The sequence below is a fragment of the Amycolatopsis regifaucium genome (assembly GCF_001613935.1).
In the GTDB taxonomy this organism is placed as follows: Bacteria; Actinomycetota; Actinomycetes; order Mycobacteriales; family Pseudonocardiaceae; genus Amycolatopsis; species Amycolatopsis regifaucium.
Genome location: NZ_LQCI01000003.1, coordinates 383,742 through 409,675 on the forward strand (window position 1 = coordinate 383,742; position 25,934 = coordinate 409,675).

Here is a 25,934-nt window from a genome sequence, read left to right on the forward strand (position 1 = left end):
TCAGGACTCCACCGATCGCCTGCTCAGCGCCCAGTCGCCCACCAGCTTCGTGCCGGCGCCCGCGACCAGGAAGACGACGGCGAGCGCGAACCAGCCCGTGACGCCCCACTCGACCAGCAGGACCGTCATGATGCCCGGCGCGAGCGCGATCGCCGCCGCCTGACCGGTGTTGAACAGGCCCTGATACTCACCGTGCGCGTCTTGCGGCGTCAGCCCGACCGAGAGCCCGAAGCCGCTGCCCATGAAGAAGAGTTCGCCGGCGACGTGGATGGCGGCCGCGACGATCAGCACGATCAGGACGAAGGTGCCCGTGGCGTGGTAGCTGGCCGCGAAGACCAGACAGGACGCCGTCAGCAGGATCCCGGCCCACAGGCCCAGCCGCCCGGCGCCGCGCACGGTCGCGCCCGCGCGCGAAACGCGGTTCTGGAACAGGACGATCATCACCGCGTTGAAGCCGATGAGCACCCCCATCACCCACGGCGGCGCCCCGGTGTGCGCGGCGATCCACAGTGGAACACCCGCGGTCAGCATGCCGAAGCACAGTGCCAGCAACCCGTTGAGACAGGTGATCAGCAGATACGGCCGGTCCTTCAGTACGAGTACCCCGCGCTTGATTTCGAGGTCGCGCAGCGAAGACACGTGCGGCACCCGCCGCAGAAGTGCCGCACAGCCGAGGTTCGCGATCCCGCAGAACACGATCAGCGCGAGATAGGCGGCCCGGGTGTCGATCGACAGCACGATCGCGCCGAACCCGGCGCCGACCACGATCCCGGCCTGCGTCATCACCCGGGTGGTGGAAATACTTTCGAGCCGCTCCTGGCCGGTGGTCAGCCCGGAGATCACGGCGATCCGGATCCCCGGTGCCGCGCGCTCGCACGCGACCATCACGCAGGTCACCAGCGCGATCGGCCAGAAGTCCCGCACGAACAAGTAACAGAGCATGGCGATGCCCTCGACCAGCTGAAGTCCGAAAAGGACTTCACGCGCGCCCACCCGGTCGGCCAGGTATCCGAACGGGCCACCGGCGAACATGCCGACCAGGCCCGCGGCCGTGATGCCGATACCGAACTCGGCCGTCGTCAGCCCCGCTGATTGCGTGAAGAACAGGGCCCAGCAGGTGAACCACGCGCCCTTGCCGACCGACAGCACCAGCGAGGCCAGGTAGATCGTGCCCACCGGCCGCCGCCACCAGTCCAGCGTCGTGTAGCCCGGCCTGGCCGGTGCCTGCTTGACCTTGGTCACCCTCGCTCCTTCGCCAGCTCTCGGATCTTGGCGCCGAACCGGGCGGCGTGGTCGCCGAGATCGGCCTTTACCCTCGGCGGCACCGGGGGTTCGGCACCCCGCAGCACACAGTGGATGAACACCGGCGAGGAACAGCGGGCCAGCACTCCGCGCAGCAGCTCCGACAGTTCGCCGGTGGTGTGGACCTGGTGGACCTCCAGGTAGCCACAGTCCTGGGCGAGCGCGCCTAGGTCGGGCCGCGACGGGACGGCCTGGCCGCCCGTCGAGGCATACTGGCCGTCGTCGAGCACGATGTGCGCCAGCGGCAGTGAATCGTGTGCCCCGGCGGTGATCAGGCCGACCGGGTTCATCAGCACGGCGCCGTCGCCGTCGACCACCACGGTCGCCAGCCCGCTCGCCCGCGCGATGCCGATCCCGACCGAGGACGCGAGGCCCATCGAACCGGTCATGTAGAAGTGGTTCGCCCGGTCGTCGAGCCCGCTGGCGATCCGGGACGAAAAGCCGGTGGTGAACACGATCGGCTGGACCGAGGTCGCGTCGAGGATCGCTTGGATGGCTTCGGTCTTGTTCATGCGTTCCACCCGAAGAGCGGCGGCGGCACCAGCAGCGCGGCCGTCCGGCCCTGCCGCTGGACGACATCCGCGGCCCAGCCGACCGGCTCCGCGAGGTTCTGGTCGCGCCCGAGTGTGGTGGTCGCGACCCCGAGACCCGCCAGCAACGGCTCGGTGAGCCTGCCCATCACCAGGTTCTCCTGCGTCGGGTCGGGGTCCACCCCGCGGAGGCTGACGATCAGCAGCATGCCGAGGCGGTAGGGCTCGACGAGGGACGCGAGCGCGTTGACCGACTGGCCGAGGCCGGAGTTCTGCATCAGCACCACCGGATGCCGCCCGGCGAGCACGGCACCCGCGGCGATGCCGACCGCGTTGTCCTCCCTGGCGACGGTGAGGAGCCCGGCATGGTCGTCCAGCGCGCGGTAGAGCGGCGCGAGAATCCCGCACGGCGTACCGAAGAACGGGCCGAAACCCGTGCTTGTCAGTTCGTGGCACAGGTGGTGTGCGACATCGACGGCTTCGAGAGCATGAGCTGTGGTCGTCATCGGCGGGTCCGTTCGGTAGGGGAAGTGACCGGCAGTCCGGCCAGGAACTCGTCCAGGTCGACCAGGCGGGTGGCGTGGACACCGGGGCCGTCGCCGCGGATGTTCTCCTTGGCGGGCCGGGCTCCGTCGAAGAAGTGGACCGCGACGAGGCGGTCCGCCCTGTCGACCGTGAGCATCGGGGTGGCGACCAGGAGATCGCGGACCAGTGACGTGTCCCTGGTCGCCCGCAGCTGCACCCGGTAGCCGCGGTAGTGATTTTCGGCGTGGACCAAAGTGGGGTGGAACCGGCGCTTGAACTGGAAGACACCCTTGCCGGGATAAGGGTCCGCGCTGGAGAAGTCGATGCGCGAGACCCGGTTGCCCGCCGCCCATTCCATCGCCAGGTAGTACACGGCCTTCACCGCGCCGCTGCGGTAGTGGGTTTCGTCCCCGTCCAGCACACCCAGCAGCCGCATGCGCATGACCTTGCCGCCGTCCTCCAATCTGGCCAGGACACCGGCGACCCGTTTGCCGCCCTCGGTCACGAACAACAACCGTCCTTTGTGGAAAAGCTCGTGCGTCGCCACATCGAGGTCGACACTGCGGGCGCTTCCACCGTGCCTCGAAGCCATGGTCGGCAGGTGCATACGCTCGTAGAAGAAGCGGAGATCCTCTTCGCCGGTGCCGACCTCGGCCGTCCATTCGTACTTCCGCCGCAGCTTCGCGAACTGCCGCCGCTCGTTGGCGGACACCGTCTTGTGCATGGCTTCGGCGTCACCGACGATGTCCAGCAGCTGGTGCACGCGGAAGGGGAGCAGCACCGAGTGCGCCGAGGGAAGGTCGAGCGCCCGTCGTCGCGAGCAGCCGAGGGCGACCAGGTCGGCGTCCGGTGAGCCATGGCGCAGCTGCCGCCAGGTGATCGCCGGTCCGGCCACTGTGGACACTCGTCCGGCCAGTGCCGACTGTTGTTCCGCCAGATACGGCAAGATGTAGGTCAGACCGGATGGCAACCCTTGGTAGGCCACGGACAGCGAGCGGTCGGGGACGGTGGACAGCACCGACGTGAACCGTCGTCCCGGCAGGCCCGCCCACAGTTGGTGACCGCGAGCCCAGGCTCCCGTACCGGCGGTCCACTGGTATTTCAGGCGGGCGTGGGTGGGCGAGAAGGAGACCATCAGGCGGCCTTGGTGATCGAGCTGACCGGTCTCACGGCTTCGGTGATCACCGCGGAGAGATCGGCGGCGTCGGCGACCGTGCGCACCGCGTGGTCCGGTAGCGGCCGGTAGTCCGTGGCACTGTAGGAACCGGAGCCGTGGACGAGGACCTCGTCGGCGTCGAGCAGTCCGCGGTCGATGGCGTTGAGGACCCCGGTCATCGCCATCACGAGCGACCATTCACGCACTACCCGCGGATCCGCGGGCAGGATGACCCCGGCGTTGCCGAGCAGCGCGCGAACCTCGGCGTAGCGGCCGAGGCATTCGTTCAGGGACACGACGATCCCGCCGCCGCCCTGACGCCGGATGAGTTCGTTCATGGCGGGCGATGTCGCGGGCGAGCTGGTGTAAAACGTCGTTTCGAGGTTCTCGGCGGGATCGAACGTCGTCCGCGGGTACCTCGTCGTCGTTTCCTGGTGGAACAGACCGGTTCCGGGGTCGGCGCGGTAGTCCGGCGGCGTCATGCCGTGCAGACTCAGCACCATGTCCGGAGTGGCCAAGTGCTGCACGAGGAAGTACTGCGAGGTCTCCGTGACGTCCGGCAGCAGCGTCGTCCCGAAGTGGTGGCCCAGCAGGCCGAAGGCACTGGACACCGAATGCGCGTGCGCCCTGGTGACCCCGGGGCGCACGGGCGCGGTGGCGTGCTCGGCGAACGCGCGGGCGGTGTCGGCGACCTGGTAGTTGGCGAGATCGAGGGTGTGCCAGAGCCGGATCCCGCTGGTGCGGAAGAGTTCTCGGGCACTGGTCCGCAGGGCCTGCTTGGCGATTTCCTTGACGTGCGAGGGCTGCCCGGGATCGAGCACGCACATCGGATTGCGCGCGGCCAGCCAGGCGTCGTCGGACAGCGCCGAGGCCCACAGCTTCGGCCGGGCCGTGTCGGGGACCAGCGTGACGATCTGGAGGTCGGCGGGCTGGGCCAGCCCGTACCGGTAGGCGCGCAGCACCGCGTCGCGCAGCGCGGTCGCCTTGTTCGCCGACGATGGCGTCAGGATCATCACCCGTTCGCCGGTCCGATCGATGTGCCGGACCGCCCTGGCCACGATCACCAGTGAAGCCAAGGTCTTGACCGTGCGGGTCCCCGGATTCGCCATCAGATCGAGCAACACGAGCCGCGCGGGGCCGGCGGTGCCGAGCTCCGCGAACCTGAGCTCCGCCACCGCAAAAAATTCGGTCAGTTCAGGCGTCAGATCCGGCAGGGCGAACTCGGGTTCGAAATCCTCGACCGCGGAACGGGACTGCCCGACCACGGCCATCGCCTGCCGTATCCCCTCGTAGAACGCGGCCGCGGGGACGGTCGTCGGTTGATTCCAGGCGACAGACATGGCCTCGTCCCTCGGCTCGACAATGGGCTGTGCCGAGAATCATCGTCCCGCCATGCGGACACGTGCGTCTCCGAAAATGCGCGGTGTCCTTCACGGACCCGTCCCAGGACACCGGACGGCAGAGCACGGCACACCGATCGAGCCTTTGCAGCGACCTGCTGCTGTATGGACAGTAAAAAGGCCCTTCCCATGTCCCTGGGAAGGGCCTTTGACCTGCTGTGGAGGTTAGGGGACCTTACTCGAACATAAAAGACCAGGTCAGAGCGCTGGAAGAGCTTCGCGAGAAGCTCCCCAGCCTCGATACTTCCGAACCGCCGTCGATGAAGCGCGACCGCCCCGGCCGCGCCCGGCAACTCGGCTCCGATCAGGTCGAACAGCTGATCGCCGACTACCAGGCCGGGGCAACGGTGTACGAACTCGGTGACCGATTCGGTATCGAACGGCGAACGGTCAGCAACATCCTCCACCGGCATGGCGTGCCGATGCGCCGCCGCGGCCTCACGTCCGACCAGGTCGACGACGCCATCCACCTCTACAACCTCGGCTGGTCTTTGGCCCGAGTCGGCGACCACCTCGGCGTCAACCACACCACCGTGCTGAACAAACTGCGCGAACGCGGCATCCCCACCCGAGACACCCGCGGACGACCCCGCGTCGAAGCAGGTGTTCCCCGATGACCAGGTCCACCGCCGAATTGCCCCGCTCATCAGGTTCGGGTGGAGCCACGGTCGCTCAGGCGGTCACCGTGATCATGGGCATCGTCGTCGGTCTCACCTTCAGGTTCGGGTTCGACAACGTCCTCAACCTCGGGCTCCGCTTGGGCATACCCGTCTGGGGCGCTCCACTCGTCGCGCAGGCTGTCGACCTCTCGGTACTCGGGCTTCGCCTCGGCATCCGACAACTGGCCCTGGCCGGGGCGACACTGGCACAACTGCGGCCAGCCCGCCGCCTGCTGATCTTCGCCAGCACGGTCGCCTTGGCGCTGAACGTGGCGGACCCGCTCCTCGCAGGCCAGTACGGCAAGGCTGTGTTCAACGTCGTCGGACCACTGCTGCTGATCGGGTGGGCGGAAGTCGGCCCGGACCTGCTCAGGGCGCTGACCATCACACTTCAGCCGGGCGATGCAACACTCGGGGACGCGAAGCGGTGCAGGCCGCCTTCGCAGGCGATCAGGCTGCTGTCAGGGAGACGGCGCCGGAGTCGTCCGGCGAGAACACCAAGCCCAAGGGCGCCCCAACGGGCGAGCAGCGCAGCCGTGATGCTTCCAACGTGGTTGACGACGATCTGCTGGCGCAAGCGAGGGCAGCCGATGCGTGTCATTGGCACGAGCATCGCCGGCCGATCTCCGCTGACACACTGCGCAGAGGCTCCGCATTGGCGCCGCCCGCTCCCGACCGATCGTCTCGATTGGTTCGGGCCGATTCCCAACAACGATCAGCTCCAGACGAGATGGCAGCCCGCGTTGAGAGCGAAGTCAGACGATCGACTGTCACCTCGAAGTCTGTGATATCAGGAGGCGGCAGCTGTCGACTCACCTGTCTGCGGATGTCGGTGGGGCGCATCGCCCGACCCGCCAGGCTGGTAGCTAGAGCCGGCGTAGCCAGCAGGTCGGCGGGTCCGTTTGAGGAGTGGCGTCGAGCTTCGCGGTCGAGGTGCTCCTCTCTGCCCGCTGACCAGGTATGACAGGACCAAGCGCACTGGTGCCCACTGCGAGCAACCGGCCCGCGACCGTCCAGAACTGCGGCCGTTCGTCCTGGCCCGTTACCCTCAAGGTCCGTCGCTGGTGCTGCGAAGACCGGCGAACCACACTACTGGGGGTCGTAACGCAAGGGCCGGGCCTCTCGATCGGAGGTAGGTGGACTGTGGGCGAGGAGGTCAATGGGTGCGGCTTGAGGACGTCAAGCCGGGGTTGCGGCTCGAAGGGCTCATTCCGGCTGAGGTCATCACCGTCATCGCGGTGCAGAGGCACGGCGCCGACGCTCTGGAACTGACCTACAAGACCACCGCAGGCGGGCTCGGGCAACAGGTCGTGTTCCGGAAGGACGAGGACACGCTTTCGATCGCCCAGGCTGGGACCCGCGCCTTTGACGCTCCGGCCAGCGAGTTCAAGCTCGTCGCCGAAGCCCAGCGGATCACGCTCGCTGGCCTATTCGACCCCATGCTCGCGGTGGCGACCAGCGACGTCCGACCGCTGCCGCACCAGATCCGCGCCGTCTACGGTGAACTGCTCCCACGCACGCCGCTGCGATTCCTCCTGGCCGATGACCCCGGCGCTGGCAAAACGATCATGGCGGGGCTCTACATCAAGGAGCTGATCCTTCGCGATGACGTCCAGCGGTGCCTCATCGTCGCGCCGGGCGGCCTGGTGGAGCAGTGGCAGGACGAGTTGTTCTTCAAGTTCGGCCTGCGCTTCGATCTGCTGACCAACCAGCTCATCGACGCGAACGTCAACTTCAACGTCTTCGAGACCAACTCGCTGTTGATCGCCAGGATGGACCAACTCAGCCGCAATGAGGAGTTGCGGGCGCGGTTGAAGGAGACCGAGTGGGACCTGATCATTGTCGACGAAGCCCACCGAATGGGGGCGCATTACTTCGGCAGCAAGCTGGAGAAGACAAAACGTTTTCAGCTCGGCGAGCTCCTAGGCGACCTCACCCGCCATCTGCTGCTGATGACTGCCACCCCCCATTCGGGCAAAGAGGAGGACTTTCAGCTCTTCCTTACCCTACTGGACCGCGACCGCTTCGAAGGCAAGCAGAAGATCAGCGCCGACACCAGCGGCATCATGCGCAGGATGGTCAAGGAAGACCTGCTCACCTTCGAGGGCAAGAAGCTGTTTCCCGAGCGGATCGCCGAAACTGTTCCCTACGAGCTCACGGCCAGCGAGTACCACCTCTATGAACAGGTCACCCAGTACGTCCGTACTGGGATGAATCGGGCAGACAAGCTCGACGGCAAACGCCGAAACACCGTCGGCTTTGCCCTCACGGTGCTCCAGCGCCGTCTCGCCTCCAGCCCTGAGGCGATCTACCAGAGCCTGATCCGCCGCTCACGGCGGCTCGAGCGCAAGAAGCACGAGATCCTCAACGGCACCTACCAGGAGTCAGAGCCCACGATCGACCTCGACGACCTCGACGCGGACGAATACAACGCCGAACAGGTTGAGGTGCTGGAGGAAGAACTCCTCGACGCGGCCACTGCGGCGCGCACCGTGAAAGAGCTTGACGCGGAGCTGGTCGAGCTGTCGGACCTGGCCGCGCTGGCCAAGCAAGTCCGCGACCTGGGTAAAGACCGCAAGTGGACCGAGCTGTCGACGATCCTGCAGGACAACGCCCTTACGACCGACCACGACGGCTGGCCACGGAAGTTCATCATCTTCACCGAACATCGTGACACCCTCGAATACCTCCGGGGCCGCATCAGCTCGCTGCTCGGCCGCCCGGATGCCGTCCGCACCATCCACGGTGGCGTGCGCCGCGGCGAGCGCCGCCAGATCACCGAGGAATTCACCAAGAGCCGCGACTGCCAGATCCTTATCGCCACTGACGCCGCGGGCGAGGGACTGAACCTTCAGGCCGCTCACCTGATGGTCAACTACGACCTGCCCTGGAACCCGAACCGGATTGAACAGCGCTTCGGCAGGATCCACCGCATCGGCCAGGAAGAGGTCTGCCGACTGTGGAACCTGGTCGCCTCCAACACGCGTGAGGGCGAGGTCTTCACCCGCCTGCTCGTGAAGCTTGAGGAGATGGGCAAGGCCTACGGCGGGAAGGTCTTCGACGTGCTCGGCGAAGCCTTCATCGAGACCCCGCTCCGGGACCTCTTGAAGGAGGCGATCCAGTACGGCGAGCGCCCCGATGTCCGAGCGAAGATGCACAAGATCATCGACGCCAGCGTCGGCGACGGCGTCAAGGAACTGCTGGAGGAACGGGCACTGGCCGCCGAACACCTCGCGGAGGCCGACCTCGCAGCACTGCGTGCCGCGATGGACGAGGCCCGCGCCCGCCGCCTGCAGCCGCACTACATCGAATTGGCCTTCAAGGCAGCGTTCACCCGCCTCGGTGGCCGGATCGCCCGGCGCGAACGCGGACGCTACGAGGTCGCCAACGTGCCGGCCCACCTCCGGGCCAGCAAGTACGGGCCGATCGCGACCCGCTACGACCGCGTCACCTTCGACCTGGCCCGGGTCGCCCCGGAAGACGGCCTCGTCCGCGCCGATCTCCTCGCCCCCGGTCACCCGCTGCACGACACGGTCATGGACGAGGCCATCAAACAGTTCGGGAGGGTCCTCAATTCGGGCACCGTGCTGGTGTCCTCGACCCTCGAGGAGCCGCATCTGCTGGTGGGCGTTATCGAGGAGGTCGCGGACGCGACCGGCGCCAGCGTAGCCCGTCGCTTCGAATATGCCTTCGTTGACAGTCTCGGCACCGTGACCACCGCCGGTCCCGCGCCCTACCTTGACTGTGTCGCCGCCCCCGACACGCCTGCCGTCGCGGCGGCTCGCGCCCTGCCGTGGCTCGCGGACGCGGAAGACAACGCAACGAGCTGGATCATCGCCCACCAGTTGCCGGAGCACCTGGCCGAGGTTCAGCCCCGGCGCTTGGCCGAGCTGACCAGGACACGGACGTTGGTCACCAAGCGGCTCTCGTCCGAAAACGAACGCCTGCTCCTCGAAGCTGCGGTTTCCGCCGAGAAGGAGCAGAAAGGCGAAAAGCCGAGGGAGTCCTCCGACAGTCTCAGCCGTAAGGCTGCTGAGCTCGAGGTGCGACTGCGTCGTCGACTCGCCCTACTGGACCAGCAGAGCCTCATGTCCACGAAGCCGCCGCTGATCGTCACCGCAGCGCTCGTCCTACCGATCAGCCTGCTCGAAGACGACCTCCCGGCCAGCGCCCCCATCCACGCCAAAGAGACCAAGGAAGTCGAACGACGCGGCGTCGACCTGGTGCTGGCCCGTGAGCGAGAACTCGATCGGCGACCGGTCGAGCAGCCGTTCAACAACAAGGGTTTCGATATCTTGTCTACGGCACCGAACGGCGACACCTACCGGATCGAGGTCAAAGCCCGCCTTGACGGAGCCACGGATTTCTTCGTCACCCACAACGAGGTGATGACCGGCAAGAACGCCGTGCCCCGCTACCGCCTGGCCCTAGTGCGAGTCGACCCGCGCGGGCCCCACCACGACGAGGTCCGCTACCTCGACAACCCCTTCGCCACCACCGACCTCGGCAATTTCGAGGCCACCGGAATTCGCGGCGACTGGGCCAAAATGTGGGCCAAAGGAACGGTGCCCTTCTGATGCCGACTGCTTCGAGAAGAACTCTGGTCGCGGTTCTGGCCAACCCGCCCCTGACCGATGGCAAGCGGACCCTGCGTCGGGTGGCGTTGGCGGTCGAGCTGCTCGGCTTCGACGACGTCGCGGTAGCGAACCTCTTCTCCGTGCCGTCACACCGGACCGATGCCATCACTGAACTGGGGGCCGCCGAGGACGGGTGGCTGGCGGCGAGAGAGTCGCTGGAGACCTGCCTCGGGGCGGGTGACGGCGTGCTACTCGCGTATGGAGCCACCTCGCCGTCCGGCGAGGCGCGAGTTCAGTTTCGCCAGCAGGTCGCGTGGCTTCAGCACCGAATCACTGCCCAGGACCTGCCGACCTGGCACGTCGGCGACGGGCCGAGACATCCGTCGCGCTGGCAACGATGGACCTATCGTGCACACCCTGACGTGCCTTTCGCTCAGGCTCTGCGCGACAGTCTTGTCCCGGTACAGGTCGATTACGTTTGGCCGGCCACTAGATTTGAACGAGCAAGTCGCGGTGACAAGACGCCGCTTGGTCGAGCCAACTCCAAGGCTCAGAGGGTCGAGAAGATAGATGTACAAGCGCAAGCTAATTGAGGTGGCCCTGCCACTGGAGGCCATCAACCGGGAGTCAGCCCGCGAAAAGTCGATCCGGCACGGACACCCGTCGACCCTGCATCTGTGGTGGGCACGCCGCCCACTCGCCGCGGCCCGCGCGGTGCTGTTCGCCCAACTCGTCGACGACCCATCATCGCGGCCAGACGAGTTTCCGACTGAGGAACTGCAGCGCAAAGAGCGCGAGCGGCTGCATAACCTCATCGAGCGGCTCGTCGTGTGGGAAAACGTCCGCGACGAGAAACTGCTCGCCGAGGCCCACGCCGAAATCCTGAAATCCACCAACGGCAACCCGCCACCGATCCTCGACCCCTTTGCTGGCGGCGGCACCATCCCTCTTGAAGCCCAACGACTCGGTCTCGAGGCACACGCTTCCGACCTTAATCCAGTTGCGGTCCTTATCAACAAAGCACTCATCGAGATCCCGCCGAAATTCCGCGATCAGCCACCGGTCTTCCCAGGCTTGGCTGACTCCCAGATTCGGCAGTGGCGGGGCGCTGAAGGCCTTGCTGCCGATGTCCGCGCTTATGGCGCATGGATGCGCGACGAGGCCGAGAACCGCATCGGCCACCTCTACCCCAAGGCCACCCTCCCAGACGGTACAAAAGCCACCGTCATCGCCTGGATCTGGGCCCGCACCGTCACCTGCCCCAACCCCGCTTGCGGCATCGAGATGCCGTTGGTCCGGTCGTGGTGGCTCGGCAAGAAAAAAGGCAAGGAGTCGTACATCGTCCCCTCCATCGTCGCCGACTCCACCCACCAGTCGGGGCAACGGGTGAAGTTCGAGATTGGCCACGACGTGGAACGCAACCTGCCGACTGCTGGTCAAGGAACCGTAGGACGGACCGGTGCCACATGTGTCTCTTGCGAAACCTCGGTGAAACTTGCCTATATTCGTGACGAAGGACGAGCCAACCGAGTTGGATCTCAGCTAATGGCTATCGCCGCTGAGGGGAGTCGCCGGCGCATCTACCTTCCGGCAGATCATGAACACAGCGATGCCGCCAACGTTGAGCCTCCTGTAGATACCATCAGCGGTTCGCTCGGCTACTACCCGCGCGATCTCAAGGCGCCGACTTACGGACTTACAGAATTCACCGACCTCTTCACGAACCGTCAACTCGTTGCGCTGACGACCTTCTCCGATCTGGTTTCCGACGCCCGCGTGCGTGTTCTCGCTGACGGCGGCACCGAAGCGTACGCCGACGCGATTGCAACCTACCTCGGAATGGGCGTTAGCAGATATGCGAACTTCATGAATGCTCTCTGCCAGTGGCGGCCAGATGCCGGGAAGGAACAGGTCGGCCATCTGTTCACGCGTCAAGCGATTCCGATGGTGTGGGACTTCGCAGAGTCGTGCGCGTTCAGCAACTCGGCTGGTGGATGGAGCCCAGCATTTCAATTCATCCCGAAGGCCCTTGAATACTTGCCATCCTCCGGTGACGGCGAAGGCAAGGTTAGCCAGGCTGACGCATCGGCGCGATCGTATGCCGGTGTCCTGATCAGCACTGATCCACCGTACTACGACAACATCGGCTACTCAGATCTCTCTGACTTCTTCTACGTGTGGCTACGTCGTTCTTTGCGTCCGACACATCCGGAGTTGCTCGCCACGATGCTTGTGCCGAAGGCGGAGGAACTCGTTGCGAACGCTTATCGTCACGGTGGCAAGGACGGGGCGCGGGCGTTTTTTGAGGATGGCTTCCGTCGCGTGTTCGCGCACGCTCGGGAGACCGCGCTCGACGACTATCCGATCATGGTCTGGTACGCGTTCAAACAGAGCGAAGACGACGATTCCGGTGAGGCATCGACAGGTTGGGAAACGCTCCTTGAAGGGATGATCCGCTCGGGCTGGAGGATCACGGCCACCTGGCCGAACCGCTCCGAGCTGGGCAACCGGATGATGGCGAAGGACATGAATGCGCTCGCCTCCTCCATCCTCCTGTCGCTCCGGCCGCGGCCGGAGGGAGCGCCAACGGCTGACCGTCGTGGGTTCATCGCGGCATTGGAGGACGAACTGCCCGACGCGTTGCGCAAGCTGCAGCAGGGGCAGATTGCGCCGGTGGATCTGCCGCAGGCAGCGATTGGGCCGGGGATGGCGGTGTTCAGCCGTTACAGCTCTGTGCTGGAACCGGATGGCAAGAAGATGACCGTCCGGTCAGCGCTTGCGCGGATCAACGAGAGCCTCGACCGGGTGCTCGCGGAGCAGGAAGGGGACTTCGACGCGGCGACACGGTTCGCGATCGCGTGGTACCGGCAGCATGGTTATGGCGTGGGAAGGTTCGGTGACGCGGATAGTCTTGCTCGGGCGCGGAACACCAGCGTGGACGTGATGGATCGGGATGCGATTTTGATGAGTCGAGCGGGCAAGGTTCAGCTCCTCAAGCCAGCGGATCTTCCGGAGGAGTATGACGTCCGCAAAGACAGCCACACCAGCAATTGGGAGGCGTTGCACCACCTGATCAAGATCGTGGAGCGCGATGGCATCGCCTACGCCGGTGGCTTCCTTCAGGCCGCGTTGAGCCGTCCCGACGGGGCCGTTGACGGTGATCTCGTCAAGGAACTCGCCCACTTGTTGTTCCGCATCGCCGAGGGAAATGGCTGGACCAAAGATGCCCTGAGCTTCAACAATCTCGTCACGAGCTGGCCCGAGGTTTTCGAGGTAGCGCGGGCGGTGCAGAAGCCGGCCCAGGAGCAGGGCGCATTCGACTTTACTGAGGGGGACGATTGACATGGCAGTGAGCAACCGCGACCGCATCGGCCAGATGTTCGACTTGCTTGCACCCAAGTTGGACGCGTTCCTGTCCCAGATCCTCGACCCGCAACTCGAGGCCGGTCGCACCTGGGTCGATATCATCACCGCGGTTGACAACAGCGATGGCAGGGAGGTCCACCGTGGTGACCCGTCGGTCCAGCTCAAGCTGATCACCCGGGACTACACCCACCGCTTTCGGCGTAACTGGCGTCCGTTGAACCCCCACTTGAACCGCACTCATCTGGCTTACGCCGCGGAACTCCTACAGGTGCGGCACACGTGGGCGCACATGAGGTCGTTCACCGATGACGACGCGTACCGGGCACTCGACACCGCTCAGCGTTTCGCGGTCGCGATCGGCGCCGTCGACACTGGTGAGGAGATCGCGCGGATTCGGCTCAACCTGCGTCGCGTCACTGCGGACAAGGATGACAAGAAGGTCCTCAAGTCCGCAGTCGACAACCCCGAGGCCTCCGGGCTCAAGCCGTGGCGTGAGGTGCTGCCACCGCACGATGACGTCGCAACCGGCAACTTCCACGCCTCCGAGTTCGCCGCCGACCTGTACAAGGTTGCTACGGGTGGCGAGGTGGACTTGGATTATGCAGACCCCGTGGAGTTCTTCAAGCGCACCTACCTGACCGAGGGCCTACGTGACCTCATCGGCCGCGCGGTGCGCCGACTGTCCGGTGACGACAACGCCGCACCGGTGATCAATCTGCAGACCAACTTCGGTGGCGGCAAGACCCACTCGATGCTGTCCCTGTGGCACATCGCCGCGGGGCTCCCGGTGGGCGACTTCCCGCAAGACACCCAGGAACTGCTGAGCGCCAGCGGCTATACCGGCGCCAAGGTCAACCGTGTCGCGATCGTCGGTAACCACCTCAGCCCGTCCGGTGCCATCAAGGACGACGGCACCCAGGTCAACACGATCTGGGGCGAACTCGCGTGGCAGCTCGGTGGCGCAGAGGGCTACGCGATCGTTGCCACCGCTGATAGTAATCGGACACACCCCGGCGACGCTCTCCACGAGTTACTGGCGAAGTACGCCCCGGCAGTGATCCTAATCGACGAGTGGGTCGCTTATGCCCGCTCGCTCGTTGGCCGTGACGATCTCGCTGGCGGCACCTTCGATGACCAATTCACCTTCGCCCAGTCGCTCACCGAGACGGCCAAGGGCACCTCGGGCATCCTGCTCGCGATCTCCATTCCCGCCTCCGAGAGCGGCGACGATGACTCGGAGTTCGCGGCTGGCAGCGCCGAGGAGGTCGGTGGCGCCCACGGTCTTGAGGCGCTGAAACGGCTGCAAAACGTCGTACGCCGTGTGGCCGATCAGTGGCGGCCGGCGTCCTCGGACGAGGCATATCACATCGTGAAACAGCGGCTGTTCAAGCAGCCCGACGCCGCCGGGCTCGCCGCGATCGGCGCGACAGCCCGGGCCTACGTGGAGATGTATCGCAAGTATATTGACGATTTTCCGCGGGAGGCGCGGGACCCGAAATACGAGAACCGAATCAAGGAAACCTACCCCATCCACCCGGAGCTGTTCGACACCCTCTACGAGGAGTGGTCCTCGCTAGAGCGGTTTCAGCGCACCCGTGGCGTGCTGCGATTGATGAGCACGGTGATTCACGCCCTGTGGACAGGCGAGGACGCCGCGCCGCTGATCATGCCTGCGTCGATTCCACTCGCCACGGCGAACGTGAACGCCGAGCTGACGCAGTACCTCCAGGATTCCTGGAAGACGATTATTGACGCCGATGTGGATGGTCCCAACTCCGAACCTGCCCGCATCGACCGGGAGAAGCCGCTGTATGGCCAGCGAGCTCTGACTAAACGTCTCGCCCGTGCGGTGTTTTTTGGTGCCGCGCCGACCATCGCCCCCGGCTCAGTCCACAAAGGGATCGGCACCCAGCGGGTTTTCCTTGGCACCGCCGTCCCCGGCGACGTGCCCGGCAACTTTCACTCCGCGCTCACCCAACTCAGTGATCGGGCGACCTACTTCTACACCGGCTCCGGAAAATACTGGTACGACCTCCAACCCAACATCACCCGCACCGCCAAAGACCAGGCCGAGCGCCTGCACAAGGAAGATATCTGGGCTGAGATCGTCCGCCGGCTGCAAAGCCAGGCCCGCACTCGTGGCGACTTCGCGGGCGTACACGTTTGCCCAGAGACCAACTCCGACATTCCTGACACGGACGAAGCCCGGCTTGTCATCCTCCACCCGAAGGTCGCTCACAAGCGCGGTACTGATTCAGCGGCGAAGGAATTCGCCCAAGAGGCGACCGAACAGCGCGGGAACGCCAACCGGACCCATCGCAACATGCTCGTCTACCTCGCGGCCGACGAGGCCCGGTTGGAGGAGCTCGACACGGCGACCCGTGACTACCTCGGCTGGCGCCATGTGCTCGACAACGAGGCAGACCTCGACCTGACCCAAAATCAGAAGAACCAAGCCGCGCAGCGCCAGACTCAGGCAGACCAGACGGTGACTGCGCGACTGCTCCAAACCTTCACCTGGGCGCTCATCCCCGACCAGCCCGACCCCGGAGCGCCCTTTATCCTCCGGGAAACCAAAGTAGAAGGACAGTCCGATGCGTTGGCTGAGCGGGTCTCGCGACGCCTCGGCAACGACGGTGACCTGTCCACTCGACAAGCTGCCGCGACGATCCGTCTGGCCCTGGGCAAAGTGCCGCAAATCTGGAAAGACGGCCACGTCGCCCTGGGCTCGCTCTGGGTGCTTTACAGTCAGTACCCGTACCTGCCGCGTGTTCGTGATCGTCGTGTCCTTGACGAGGGCGTGGTCGATCTGCCGATGATCTGGCAGACCGATGCTTTTGCCCTGGCGACGGGCTACGACGAGGTCGCTAACCGGTACATCGACCTTTGGATCCCGGGCGATGAGCGGCCAGCTCCCTCTACTTCGGATTCGCTGCTGCTCGTCCGTCCCGACGTTGCCACCCAACAGCGCGAGGCCGAAGCCGCTGCGACGCCGGGAATGCCAACTGGGGCTACCGAAAGCACTGCTGAGAAGCACTTCGAGCAGGATCCCGACCACCCCGGCGTCTACCACCGGAAGTTCAAGACCCGCTTCTACGGTGTCAAGACGCTGAACACTGAGAAGATCGCTATGGACTTCAAAAATATTGCCGAGGAGGTCATCGCCCCACTCCGAGCCGACCAGGGCACGAACCTGACTGTCCGCATCGAAATCGAAGCAACTGAAACCTTCGGCTTCGAGGAGGCCAAAGTGCGAACGGTCTCCGAGAACGCCCAAACCCTCAAATTCGACCAGGCCGGGTTTGAGGAGAGTTGAGTACGCAATTGCAGTTGAGTTCGAGCCGTTCCGTCGGTCGTTGCAGACTGCGGCTTCCGTGCTGGACATGGGCCTGCGGCGCGTCACCTGATCGAGGCACGGCCATTGAATCCGCATCACCGTTGCTGACAAGCTCGCTCTGAGCTTGACGAGTTTTCAGTGTGAGTGAAGTCCGAGGGGGCGGGTTTGTCTCTGGCCGTGGTGCGGTCGCTGCATGAGCGCCGCACGCCGCTGACCGAAGACGAGCTGGCCGACTTCGAGCTGGACGTGCTGGCGGAATACGTGTTGGCGCGGAACGCGGCGGGCTTGGTCGACAGCAGCATTCGCACGGACACCTCGAATCTCGACCAGGTGCGGGCCTGGTTCAGGCGTCCGTTGTGGGAGATGGAGCCGCGCGACGCCGACCGGTACTTCGGTCGCGTGCTGCGGGAGGCGTCGCCGTCGACGCGGGCGAGCCGAGCGCAAACGCTGGTGACCTACTTCGGGTTCCTGGAGCTGCGGTACTCGGCCGAGCTGCACCAGCTGACCGGGCGGGTGGTTGAGTGCCCGATCGACGAGATGAACCGGCCGCGGATGGCGGTCGAGGCGCAGGTGCGGATCCCGCCGACGGCGGCGGAGATGGAGCAGCTGTTCACCGGGTGGCGCGAAGAACTGGCGACGTGTCGGAAGTTCGCGCCGAACGCCCGCAACTACGCCGTGGCCCGGCTGCTGGCCGACGTCGGGCTACGGATCAACGAGTCCCGGATGCTCGATCTCGCCGACGTGCGGTGGGAGCTGGGCCGGTTCGGCAAGCTCAATGTCCGGCACGGCAAGGGATCGGGCAGGCGGGGGCCGAAGCAGCGTCTCGTGCCGCTGCTCAACGGCGCCGACACACTGCTGGTCTGGTACATCGAAGAGGTCTTGGGCCCAGTTCGACTGCAACTTCGATCTGCCCGGCGTTCCGCTGTTCCCGTCCGAGCGCCGCGCCGGCGACGACCCTGGCGCGCGGCTGGCCGACAACGTGGTTCGTCGAGCACTGACGGTGGCGGTCGAGAACCACCTGCCGAGCTGGACGGGGAAGGTCACTCCGCACGTGCTGCGGCACTACTGCGCCAGCCAGCTCTACGAGCTGGGCGTGGACATTCTCGCGATCCAGGAGCTGCTTGGACACTCGTGGATCGCCACGACGATGCACTACGTCCACGCTCGCAACACCCGTATCGAGGATGCAGTCGCTCGCGGCCAGGAACGCGCCGCCCAACGCTGGAAAGGACTGCTCGGATGAAGTGGAACCTGCGGCTGGCCGCAGCGAACCGGGGCATCTGGAAGGCCAGCGAGATGCGTCGGCTGCTGGCCGCGCGCGGTCTGGAGATGAGCACAGGGAAGATGTCCGGGCTGTGGTCCGGAACGCCCAGCGTGCTGCGCCCGGAAGAACTCGACGCGTTCTGCGCGGTGCTGGGCTGCGAGATCGCCGACCTGGTCACCGCCGAGCCGGAGACGGTGCCCGCGCCCGTCGAGGCCGAGGACATGACGCAGAAGGCGGCTGGTGGCGACGCGGTCGCGGGCCGCCGGATCACACCGAAGCCGCGCACCGGGCGGTCCCTCCCGCCCCGGTGACCGATCCGTTTGCGCCCGCGACGACAAGGATCTGCCGGGGCTGCGGCGAGCCGATCGAACCGGCCACGAGTCGCCGAGGTGGTCGTCCCCGCCAGTTCTGCCTGGCCTGCCGACCGTCCGCCGCCGCACGGCGCCGGAGCCTGCCCGAACCTCCGCTGCCGCGATCGTGCCGCCGTTGCGGCGGCACGATCGCACCGGTTCCTCATCCTGCCGGTCGTCCGCGCCTGTATTGCCAGACCTGCGAGCCGTCCCGTATTCGCTCCCGGGCCAAGCCCTCGCCGGTGTCCGTCGAGGACGCCCTGGCCGACCCCGCGCTGCCCACTCTGCACCGTGCCGCCTTGGCCGGTCTCGCGGAACGGGCCGCCGGGGCGGGCTGGCCACTGGTTACCGTCGAGCGGGCGGTTGCCGCGCTGTACCGCGTCCTCACCACGCCGGAAACCGGTGCCGCAGTGGCGCTCAGCCAGGTCCGGGCCGCGCTGCCCAGCTCTGCGGAGTGGCCGGTTGTCGCGGCCGTCCTGGCCGAGCACGACGTGCTGCGCGAGGACACAGTGCCGACGATGCACGCCTGGATCGATCGCAAGACCGCCGACCTGCCGGACGGATTCCGAGATCCCGTCCGGGCCTGGTTGCGGGAGCTGAACGACGGCGGCCCCAGGACGAAACCCCGAGCCCGCAACACCCTCTACGCCTACTTCGGCCGCGCGCACCCGCACCTGCAAACCTGGTCCCGCACCTACGAACACCTCCGGGAGGTCACCGAAGCCGACGTCCGCGCTGCGCTGGACGCCCAGCGCGGACACGAACAGCAGGGCACGTTCACGTCGCTGCGGTCTCTGTTCGCCTTCGCCCGTCGCGCAAGGGTCTCCTTCGCCGATCCGGCTCGCAGGGTCCATATCGGCAGCGCCCCGAAGCGCCAAACAGTGCCGCTGGACGAAGCCGAGGCTGCCACGATTCGGCAGGCCGCCGTTTCTCCGCTGCAACGGCTCGTCGTCGGCCTGGTCGCGGTCTACGCCGTCCGCGCGACGGCGGTCCGGACGCTCACCCTGGACGATCTGGACTTCGGATGGCAGCGCATCCGCATCAGCGGAACGACCCGCCCGATGCCCGATTTGGTGCATCGGCTGCTTCGGAACTGGCTTGTCCAGCGACGCCGGAAGTGGCCGCACACTGGCAACCGGCACGTTCTGCTCAGCCGCGTATCCGCTGCCGGGAACAAGCCGGTCAGCGACTACTACCTGTCCTGGCACCTGGCCATGCGCGACATACCGCTGGAGCGACTGCGCGCCGACCGCATCCTGTCCGAAGCCCTGGCCGTCGACGCCGATCCGCTACACCTCGCGGCCGCGTTCGGCCTCAGCATGCAGACGGCCATCGACTACTCCGAGATCGCCCGCGTCCTCGCTTCCCGGCCAATCGAACTGCGGGACGCACCCTCCACTCCGGACCGATGAGCGTCGTCCCTGCCGTCGTTGCACGACTGGGTTCGTCGCGAACCCAACGCCTTTTCCTTCCGCGCAGGCGAATGCTTGTTGGGTTCCCACTGAAGAAGCTTCATTGAGGCTAAACACGTCTGGTTCAGTTCAGCGAGATAGGAAGCAACCCGACGTACCGGCCACGCTATCGTCATGAAGGCGCATGGTCCGAAATCGACCGGCATGCCGACCGCCTGCCATCGTTTCGACCCTGGCGGCGGACCGGATGACGACGGGATGGCCGCTCGCACCAGGAGGCGGACGATGGCCGCGTTGGGTGTCGTCGAGATGTTCTGGTCACTGAGGAGACACCCATGCAGCTGGCGAACAGAAGCGGCCGAACACCAGCATGTTCCATGAAGCACACACGATCGAGTGAGTCTTCTCCTTGTAAGCCGCAGTTACGTCCTGGTCGGTGTCGGGTTGAGTACCTTGCGCAGAGCAATGGGCAGCGACCGGTTCCGGAACGCGTAGCCGTTCCAGGAACCTGGCCCTCTTCTAGAAAGTGGTGGGTGTGGACGTCAACACAGACCGGAAGCGACACGTGCGCCATTCCAACTCCCGACGGCTTCGTGTCAGTGACGAACGTCGTGATCCACCCGATGTCGAGAAGCTCGCCAAGGTTCTCATCGGTCTCGCGCGAAAGCAGAAGCCCAACCAGCCGCACGCTGCTACACAGAGTGGCCCCAAGCCGACACCTGAGGTGAGTTAGAACCGTCGAAATAGCACTCTGGCCTGGCATTCTGTCGAATGTCAGGCCAGAGTGCTGGAACTACGAAAAGTTAAAACCGCAGGTCAACAGTGATTAAACCCTTAAGTGGAGCTGAGGGGAATCGAACCCCTGACCTTCTCGATGCGAACGAGACGCGCTACCAACTGCGCTACAGCCCCTGGTGAAGCTTGCCCCTCGTTTGGAGCTCCATGAGCCTATCAGTGGCTCATGGAGCCCCGAAAAGGGGGGTCACTCTCCGGCGGCCCGGCGGAACGGCCTGGTCCCGGGCTCGTCGAGCTCGTGGAAGGCCGGGTCCTCGTCGTCGAGGTCGACGACGACGGCTTGGCGCCGGAGGCGGGACATCGGGGACGGTTTGCGTTCCACGACGTCCGGACGTCCGGCGGCGACGACCTCGACGTCCTCAGGGGACTCGTGGGTTTCGTCGTCGGTGATCGACGGGCGGCGCGGGGCGCGGGTGCTGTTGTAGCGGGCGAGGCGGCGTTGCCGGATCTCGTTCTCGATGCGCACCTGGCGGCGCAGGTAGGCGAGGTAGCCGATGAGGACGGCGTCGACGACACCGTTGGCCCACCAGACCATGGGCGTCAGGAAGCCGGCGACGGCCGCGGTGGTGACCACGAGTACCAGGAGGGCGATGACGACCCGTTGCCGGAACGCGTACTTGGCGCGTGCGGCGATGTCGGCAGCCTCGGGGTCGAACCCGCCCCGGCCGGGACGGTAGCCCGCGCTTTGGCGTTCTCTTTCGGTGCGGGACGCGCGCGAAGGCTGCGGAAGCGGTTCGGCTTCCGGCTCCTCGTCTTCGAGGTCGGCGTCGAGTTCCGCCTCGAGCTCGGCCAGGTCGTCTTCTACCGATGGTTCCGTGTTCTCCGCCATGGCGAACTCCTCCGGTCCCTCGTGGCGTGTGCTCCCGCTCCGCACGACTCGCGCCGCGAGGGCCGAGTCCGCCGTCCGTGCGACCTGCTGGCGCTTGCGGGCGACCATGGGCACGAGAACGACGAGCCATGCCGCTGCGAGCGCGACGATGATCACCGAACTGGGCATCTCCCGTCACCTCCCCCGATCCACTGCTGTAGTCACGCTAGCCACAACAGTCACACACGCCGCGCAGACTCGCCGGTTTCGATCACGGAAAATGCCTCACCAAATTAGGTGAATCTCACAGTTTGTGGTAACGCGGTCACCGGAACGGCCCCGTGATGGGGTCAAACCCGCTCCGCGAGGCCCTTCGCGACGAGCCGCGATACCAGTCCGTCACCGGTTTCTTCCTTGGTGACGGCGTAGCAGAAGTGGTCACGCCAGCCGCCCGCGACGTCGAGATAGCGCTCGAAAAGGCCCTCTTGCCGATATCCGGCTTTGGTGAGAACCCGCAGGCTGGCGGTGTTTTCGGGGCGGACGGTGGCCTCGAGCCGGTGCAGGCCGCCGAAGTCGAAGGCGTGGTCGGTGACGAGAGCGACAGCGCCGGTCGCGACGCCGCCGCGGACGATGTCCGACGACACCCAGTAACCGATCCAAGCCGACCGGAGCGACGCCCGGATGACGTTACCCACAGTGATCTGTCCGGCGAAGCGGCCGTCCACCGTGATGGTGAACGGGAGGCACTGCCCGCGCCGGGCGAGGCCGCGCAGAGCCAGCCACTGCGAAGGCCACGACCAGAACGCGTTCCGCTCCGGCCATGGTCCGACGCCGGTCGGTTCCCATCGCTCGAGATGTTCGCGGTCCCGCAGCCGGACGCGGCTCCACTCGCCGGCGTCCCGCAGCCGGACCGGCCGGACAGCCAGGATCCCGGCCGGTACCCGGAGCGGCCCGAGCTTCGCGGGCCAGCCGGGATGCCTGCTCTCGATCGGATAGGCGACGCCGGAAATCGGTGCGCCCATTACGCTCTCTGGGCCAGGAAGGTCACCTTGACCTGCTCGCCCGCCGCGACCTCGGTGAGATCCTCGTCGATGTTGATCAGGCAGTTGGCCTCGGCCAGCGATGCGAGCAGGTGCGCGCCGGAAGTGCCGAGTGGCTGCACCAGGTATTCGCCGTTGCCCTCGTCCCGCAGCAGTTGCCCGCGCAGGAAACCCTTGCGTCCCTTGGTGGAGGAGATCGGGGAGAGCAGCCGCGCGCCGACGATCCGGCGATGCGGGTTGCGGGTGCCGCGCGCGGCGCGGATCAGCGGACGGACCAGGACCTCGAACACGACCAGCGCGCTCATCGGGTTGCCGGGGATCAGGAAGGTCGGCACCGAATCGGGGCCGAGCCTGCCGAAACCCTGTACCGAGCCGGGGTGCATGGCGACGCGGGTCATGTCGATGTTGCCGAGGTCGGACAGCGCCGCGTGCACCTCGTCGCCCGCGCTCCCGCCGGCGCCGCCCGCGACGACGACGATCTCCGACATCAGCAGGCGGCCTTCGACGATCTCGCGCAGCCGCTTCGGATCACCGGGGACGATGCCGACACGGCTCACCTCGGCGCCCGCGTCCCGCGCGGCCGCGGACAGCGCGTAGGAGTTGACGTCGTAGACCTGCCCGACCGACGGGGTGCGGTCGATGTCGACCAGTTCGTCGCCGACGGACACGATCGAGACCCGCGGTCGCGGATAGACCAGCACCTTCGCGCGGCCGACCGCGGCGAGCAGGCCGACCTGGGCCGAGCCGATGGTGTCGCCCTTGCGCACGGCGACGTCACCGATCTGCACGTCCTCGCCGGTCCGGCGCACGTAACCGGCGGACGGCACCGACTTGTGCACGGTGACCTTGGCCTGGTGGCCGTCGGTGTAGGCGGTCGGGACGACGGCGTCGGCGAGGGTGGGCAGTGGCGCGCCGGTGTCGACGCGCACGGCCTGGCCGGGTTGCAGCCGTCGCGGCTGGCGTGAACCGGCGGCGATCTCGCCGACCACCGGCAACTGCACCGGCTCCTGACCGGCGGTGCGGACGTCGACGCTTCGCACGGCGTAACCGTCGACGGCGGCCTGGTCGAAACCGGGCAGCGCGTGTTCGGCGACGACCTCTTCGGCGCACAGGAGGCCTTGGGCCTCGGAGATGGCGACCCGGACCGGTCGCGGGCGTACCGCGGCGTCCAGGGTCAGCGCGATCTGATCCTCGACGGAACGGAACTGTCCCGCGTCTTCGGTCTCGGCCGCTTCGGCGATGGGCTCCGTCATGACTGGGGGATCTCGATCCGTTCGTTCGACCAGGCACGCGGTGAAGGCCCGTCGGTGAACTGAAGTTCACCACCGTTACCAGGAGTGATGCGGTCCGAAGCCGTGGAAATCGCCCGATCGGGCAAGCTCCTCGTGGTCCGTGCCGCCGGGGTGGTCGCTGCGCCTGTCATAGGCGTGAAGCCTAACCTGACCACGTGGGCAAGCCCGGCAATGAACACCTGAGCAAGGCGGAGTGGCGTTCCCGGATAACCGCCGAACGACGTTCGCTGGTGCCGGAAGCCCGGGCTCGCGAGGCGGTTTCACTGGCCGCCGCGGCCGTCCTCCTGCCGGGCGCGCTCGTCTGCGCGTACGTCCCGTTCGGGACCGAGCCGGGTTCGGCGTCACTCCTTGATCAACTTCGCGACCAGGGCAAACGGGTGCTGCTGCCGGTCGTCCCCGGCGAACCGGGGCCGCTCGGCTGGGCCGACTACGAAGGCCCGTCGAGTCTCGGGCCGGGCAGGCTACGAGGGCTGCTCGAACCGACCGGCCGCCGGCTCGGTCCCGACACGCTGAGGACGGCCGATCTGGTCCTGATCCCCGCGCTCGCCGTCGACGACGAAGGCGTCCGGCTCGGCCGGGGCGCCGGGTACTACGACCGGTCCCTCTCCTTCGCCGCGCCGGACGCCGCGCTGATCGCCGTCGTCCGCGACACCGAACTCGTCCGTCAGTTGCCCGCGGAACCGCATGACGTCCGCATGACCGGGGTACTGACCCCGGAGCACGGCCTGGTGCCGCGCCCGGTGCGTTAGCCCGGAACCACCCCGGCCATCGACACCTTCGTCAACGTCGCCGCGAACCCCTCGGCGAGCAGCGCACGCACGGCGCTCGCGGCAGTGTCCCCCAGGAAGACTCCGAAAACGCAACCGCCTCTCCCGGTCCCAGTGATCTTCGCGCCCAGGGCGCCGTGTCTCTTCAGCGCTTCTATGCAGTCGTCGGTCACGTCGTCGCTGACCCCCATGTCGTCCCGAAGCGTGTTTTGCGCCGCATCGAGCACTTCGCCTATCGAGACCGGATCCGGCGTTTCGTCTTCGAGGAGCGCGCGCAGCCTCTCGACGGCCTCATTCGTCCGACGGACATAGGCCGCGATCGCCGGGTCTCCGGCCTGGCTTCGCGCCCGCTTCCACCGGATGACCTCGCTGGTGTCCCGGGTGCGCCGGGTGTCCACCACGACGATCGCCAGGTCGCCCGGCCACGCCAGGTGTCCGACCGATTCGATACGCCCTCCGTGACAGAAGACCCGCACGACACCGCCCGCCGTGCAGGGCACGTAGTCCATCGGACCGACATCCCGGCCCGCCAGTTCTCGTTCCACGACCAGGCCTGCCTCGATCGGCTCGCCGGGATCAATCCGGTCCGCGGGGATCGCCAGTGCCGCCACACACAAAGCCGCGCTGCTCGCCAGCCCCGCCCCTGGCGGTATCGCCGAGACGATGGCCAGCTTGCTCGGCCACCGATCGTCGTCGCGGTCATGGTGGAAGCTCACGGCGAGCCGGGCGAGTTCCGCCCAGGCCGCGTCGGCCGGTGTCCAGACGTCGGCGGACACCGCCTGGCCGGTGAGCGTGCCCGAAGCGAGTATCTCGAACGAAGTCGGAGGAGGGGCCATGCTGAGCGCGCACCGGATCCGGAGATCGATCGCGGCTTGGAGGGACGACCCGCCGAGCCAGTCCAGATCTTCGCCGGCGAGACAGATCCGGGCCGGCGCCGATCTCGACGGTTCCGGCTCAGTCGAGTTGTTTGTCATTTCTGAAGATCTCCCGCTTGTCCACGCCGTCCAGTACCAGCTTGAAGACGATGAACCGGACCGGGTCGCCGGATCTGTTCTCCCAGGTATGCGGCGCGGTACCCAGTCGCGCGACATCGCCCGCGCCCAGTTCTTCCGTGCGCTCCTGGCCGTCCTCCCGCCAGTGCAGCAGCATGCGGCCCGCGACGACGTACACGGTCTCCTCGATCGTGTCGTGGTGATGCCATTGCTGCGTGACGCCGTCAGGAAGTTCGTTCCAATGGATCTCGTATTCGGGGAATAGGTGATAGCGGACCGCGGTGCCGTCGGGTTTGACGGCCTCCTTCCCGTCGGCCGCGCGGGAGATCAGCGGGGTCGTCGTACGCACAATCAAAACTCCG

Annotated in this window: 21 protein-coding genes and 1 tRNA gene; 10 read left to right on the plus strand and 12 right to left on the minus strand. The window is 66.4% G+C overall.

Features of this window, described 5'->3' with window-relative positions:
• Genes AVL48_RS05620 through AVL48_RS39465 form a run of 5 tightly spaced genes read right to left on the minus strand, consistent with a single transcriptional unit; the run spans position 1 to position 4,853 of the window.
• A complete protein-coding gene (locus AVL48_RS05620) occupies positions 1-1,242 on the minus strand; it encodes an MFS transporter (protein WP_061989422.1) in 1,242 nt (413 codons plus the stop codon).
• A complete protein-coding gene (locus AVL48_RS05625; protein ID WP_063054080.1) occupies positions 1,239-1,814 on the minus strand; it encodes a thiamine pyrophosphate-dependent enzyme in 576 nt (191 codons plus the stop codon). The genes AVL48_RS05620 and AVL48_RS05625 overlap by 4 nt, the downstream gene beginning before the upstream one ends.
• Positions 1,811-2,338, minus strand: a complete 528-nt coding sequence (locus AVL48_RS38905) for a thiamine pyrophosphate-binding protein (RefSeq protein ID WP_061989426.1) — start codon at positions 2,336-2,338, stop codon at positions 1,811-1,813. Before AVL48_RS38905 ends, AVL48_RS05625 begins: the two co-directional genes overlap by 4 nt.
• Positions 2,335-3,492, minus strand: a complete 1,158-nt coding sequence (locus tag AVL48_RS40700) for a GNAT family N-acetyltransferase (RefSeq protein WP_061989428.1) — start codon at positions 3,490-3,492, stop codon at positions 2,335-2,337. Before AVL48_RS40700 ends, AVL48_RS38905 begins: the two co-directional genes overlap by 4 nt.
• Positions 3,492-4,853, minus strand: a complete 1,362-nt coding sequence (locus AVL48_RS39465; protein ID WP_061989430.1) for a DUF6002 family protein — start codon at positions 4,851-4,853, stop codon at positions 3,492-3,494. The genes AVL48_RS40700 and AVL48_RS39465 overlap by 1 nt, the downstream gene beginning before the upstream one ends.
• A 320-nt stretch (positions 4,854-5,173) precedes the next feature.
• Between AVL48_RS39465 and AVL48_RS05645 the strand changes: the two genes are divergently transcribed.
• The 6 genes from AVL48_RS05645 to AVL48_RS05675 all read left to right on the plus strand — a co-directional run bounded on the left by AVL48_RS05645 (position 5,174) and on the right by AVL48_RS05675 (position 16,831).
• Entirely contained in the window at positions 5,174-5,530 is a 357-nt protein-coding gene (locus AVL48_RS05645; protein ID WP_061989432.1) for a hypothetical protein, read from the plus strand.
• Positions 5,527-6,360 (plus strand): hypothetical protein, encoded by an 834-nt coding sequence (locus AVL48_RS38105; protein ID WP_244162412.1) that lies wholly within the window; start codon positions 5,527-5,529, stop codon positions 6,358-6,360. Before AVL48_RS05645 ends, AVL48_RS38105 begins: the two co-directional genes overlap by 4 nt.
• Before the next feature lie 375 nt (positions 6,361-6,735).
• Positions 6,736-10,149 carry a helicase-related protein gene (locus AVL48_RS05655; RefSeq protein WP_061989433.1) on the plus strand — a complete coding sequence of 1,138 codons (3,414 nt, stop codon included), beginning with the start codon at positions 6,736-6,738 and terminating at the stop codon, positions 10,147-10,149.
• A complete protein-coding gene (locus tag AVL48_RS38915; RefSeq protein WP_061989435.1) occupies positions 10,149-10,742 on the plus strand; it encodes a DUF1643 domain-containing protein in 594 nt (197 codons plus the stop codon). The genes AVL48_RS05655 and AVL48_RS38915 overlap by 1 nt, the downstream gene beginning before the upstream one ends.
• Complete coding sequence (locus tag AVL48_RS38110) at positions 10,720-13,491, plus strand: DUF1156 domain-containing protein (RefSeq protein ID WP_074038171.1); 2,772 nt, start codon at positions 10,720-10,722, stop codon at positions 13,489-13,491. The genes AVL48_RS38915 and AVL48_RS38110 overlap by 23 nt, the downstream gene beginning before the upstream one ends.
• Position 13,492: 1 nt before the next feature.
• Positions 13,493-16,831 carry a DUF499 family protein gene (locus AVL48_RS05675; RefSeq protein ID WP_061989441.1) on the plus strand — a complete coding sequence of 1,113 codons (3,339 nt, stop codon included), beginning with the start codon at positions 13,493-13,495 and terminating at the stop codon, positions 16,829-16,831.
• Between the two features lie 476 nt (positions 16,832-17,307).
• Here the strand turns inward: AVL48_RS05675 and AVL48_RS39950 are convergent, their stop codons facing one another.
• Positions 17,308-17,466: a hypothetical protein gene (locus AVL48_RS39950; RefSeq protein WP_248846470.1), complete on the minus strand. Its 159-nt coding sequence runs from the start codon at positions 17,464-17,466 to the stop codon at positions 17,308-17,310.
• Positions 17,467-17,627: 161 nt separating this feature from the next.
• Here AVL48_RS39950 and AVL48_RS39955 point away from each other — a divergent pair, with 161 nt between their 5' ends.
• The 3 genes from AVL48_RS39955 (at position 17,628) to AVL48_RS05690 (ending at position 19,878) form a co-directional block, all read left to right on the plus strand.
• On the plus strand, positions 17,628-18,095 hold the full coding sequence (locus tag AVL48_RS39955; RefSeq protein WP_244162413.1) for a tyrosine-type recombinase/integrase: 468 nt from the start codon (positions 17,628-17,630) through the stop codon (positions 18,093-18,095).
• Positions 18,092-18,427 carry a helix-turn-helix domain-containing protein gene (locus AVL48_RS05685; protein WP_061989443.1) on the plus strand — a complete coding sequence of 112 codons (336 nt, stop codon included), beginning with the start codon at positions 18,092-18,094 and terminating at the stop codon, positions 18,425-18,427. Before AVL48_RS39955 ends, AVL48_RS05685 begins: the two co-directional genes overlap by 4 nt.
• Positions 18,428-18,708: 281 nt before the next feature.
• Complete coding sequence (locus AVL48_RS05690) at positions 18,709-19,878, plus strand: site-specific integrase (RefSeq protein ID WP_061989445.1); 1,170 nt, start codon at positions 18,709-18,711, stop codon at positions 19,876-19,878.
• Between the two features lie 839 nt (positions 19,879-20,717).
• Here AVL48_RS05690 and AVL48_RS05695 read toward each other — a convergent pair.
• From AVL48_RS05695 to glp, 4 genes are all read right to left on the minus strand, one after another.
• A tRNA-Ala gene (locus AVL48_RS05695) sits at positions 20,718-20,790 on the minus strand.
• A gap of 70 nt (positions 20,791-20,860) precedes the next feature.
• Positions 20,861-21,670 (minus strand): divisome protein SepX/GlpR, encoded by an 810-nt coding sequence (sepX, locus tag AVL48_RS05700; protein ID WP_061989447.1) that lies wholly within the window; start codon positions 21,668-21,670, stop codon positions 20,861-20,863.
• A 161-nt stretch (positions 21,671-21,831) separates the two neighbouring features.
• Complete coding sequence (locus AVL48_RS05705; protein WP_061989450.1) at positions 21,832-22,503, minus strand: GNAT family N-acetyltransferase; 672 nt, start codon at positions 22,501-22,503, stop codon at positions 21,832-21,834.
• Positions 22,503-23,774, minus strand: a complete 1,272-nt coding sequence (glp, locus tag AVL48_RS05710) for a molybdotransferase-like divisome protein Glp (protein WP_061989452.1) — start codon at positions 23,772-23,774, stop codon at positions 22,503-22,505. The genes AVL48_RS05705 and glp overlap by 1 nt, the downstream gene beginning before the upstream one ends.
• 218 nt (positions 23,775-23,992) lie before the next feature.
• On the opposite strand from glp, the gene AVL48_RS05715 reads away from it, so the two are divergent.
• On the plus strand, positions 23,993-24,562 hold the full coding sequence (locus tag AVL48_RS05715; protein ID WP_061989488.1) for a 5-formyltetrahydrofolate cyclo-ligase: 570 nt from the start codon (positions 23,993-23,995) through the stop codon (positions 24,560-24,562).
• Here the strand turns inward: AVL48_RS05715 and AVL48_RS05720 are convergent.
• Together AVL48_RS05720 and AVL48_RS05725 are read right to left on the minus strand one after the other, a co-directional pair.
• Positions 24,559-25,554, minus strand: a complete 996-nt coding sequence (locus AVL48_RS05720; protein WP_061989454.1) for a mevalonate kinase family protein — start codon at positions 25,552-25,554, stop codon at positions 24,559-24,561. The genes AVL48_RS05715 and AVL48_RS05720 overlap by 4 nt on opposite strands.
• Positions 25,535-25,921 carry a cupin domain-containing protein gene (locus AVL48_RS05725; RefSeq protein ID WP_061989456.1) on the minus strand — a complete coding sequence of 129 codons (387 nt, stop codon included), beginning with the start codon at positions 25,919-25,921 and terminating at the stop codon, positions 25,535-25,537. The genes AVL48_RS05720 and AVL48_RS05725 overlap by 20 nt, the downstream gene beginning before the upstream one ends.
• Positions 25,922-25,934 lie beyond the last annotated feature (13 nt).

Bases quoted from the DNA above. Each gene is read 5' to 3' on its own strand.
- AVL48_RS38105 (WP_244162412.1), top strand. From the start codon at position 5,527: ATGACCAGGTCCACCGCCGAATTGCCCCGCTCATCAGGTTCGGGTGGA.
- AVL48_RS05685 (WP_061989443.1), top strand. From the start codon at position 18,092: ATGAAGTGGAACCTGCGGCTGGCCGCAGCGAACCGGGGCATCTGGAAG.
- AVL48_RS39465 (WP_061989430.1), bottom strand. From the start codon at position 4,853: ATGTCTGTCGCCTGGAATCAACCGACGACCGTCCCCGCGGCCGCGTTC.
- AVL48_RS05675 (WP_061989441.1), top strand. From the start codon at position 13,493: ATGGCAGTGAGCAACCGCGACCGCATCGGCCAGATGTTCGACTTGCTT.
- AVL48_RS05625 (WP_063054080.1), bottom strand. From the start codon at position 1,814: ATGAACAAGACCGAAGCCATCCAAGCGATCCTCGACGCGACCTCGGTC.
- AVL48_RS05705 (WP_061989450.1), bottom strand. From the start codon at position 22,503: ATGGGCGCACCGATTTCCGGCGTCGCCTATCCGATCGAGAGCAGGCAT.
- AVL48_RS05720 (WP_061989454.1), bottom strand. From the start codon at position 25,554: ATGACAAACAACTCGACTGAGCCGGAACCGTCGAGATCGGCGCCGGCC.
- AVL48_RS38915 (WP_061989435.1), top strand. From the start codon at position 10,149: ATGCCGACTGCTTCGAGAAGAACTCTGGTCGCGGTTCTGGCCAACCCG.
- AVL48_RS39955 (WP_244162413.1), top strand. From the start codon at position 17,628: ATGTCCGGCACGGCAAGGGATCGGGCAGGCGGGGGCCGAAGCAGCGTC.
- sepX (WP_061989447.1), bottom strand. From the start codon at position 21,670: ATGCCCAGTTCGGTGATCATCGTCGCGCTCGCAGCGGCATGGCTCGTC.
- AVL48_RS40700 (WP_061989428.1), bottom strand. From the start codon at position 3,492: ATGGTCTCCTTCTCGCCCACCCACGCCCGCCTGAAATACCAGTGGACC.
- AVL48_RS38110 (WP_074038171.1), top strand. From the start codon at position 10,720: ATGTACAAGCGCAAGCTAATTGAGGTGGCCCTGCCACTGGAGGCCATC.
- AVL48_RS05645 (WP_061989432.1), top strand. From the start codon at position 5,174: ATGAAGCGCGACCGCCCCGGCCGCGCCCGGCAACTCGGCTCCGATCAG.
- glp (WP_061989452.1), bottom strand. From the start codon at position 23,774: ATGACGGAGCCCATCGCCGAAGCGGCCGAGACCGAAGACGCGGGACAG.
- AVL48_RS38905 (WP_061989426.1), bottom strand. From the start codon at position 2,338: ATGACGACCACAGCTCATGCTCTCGAAGCCGTCGATGTCGCACACCAC.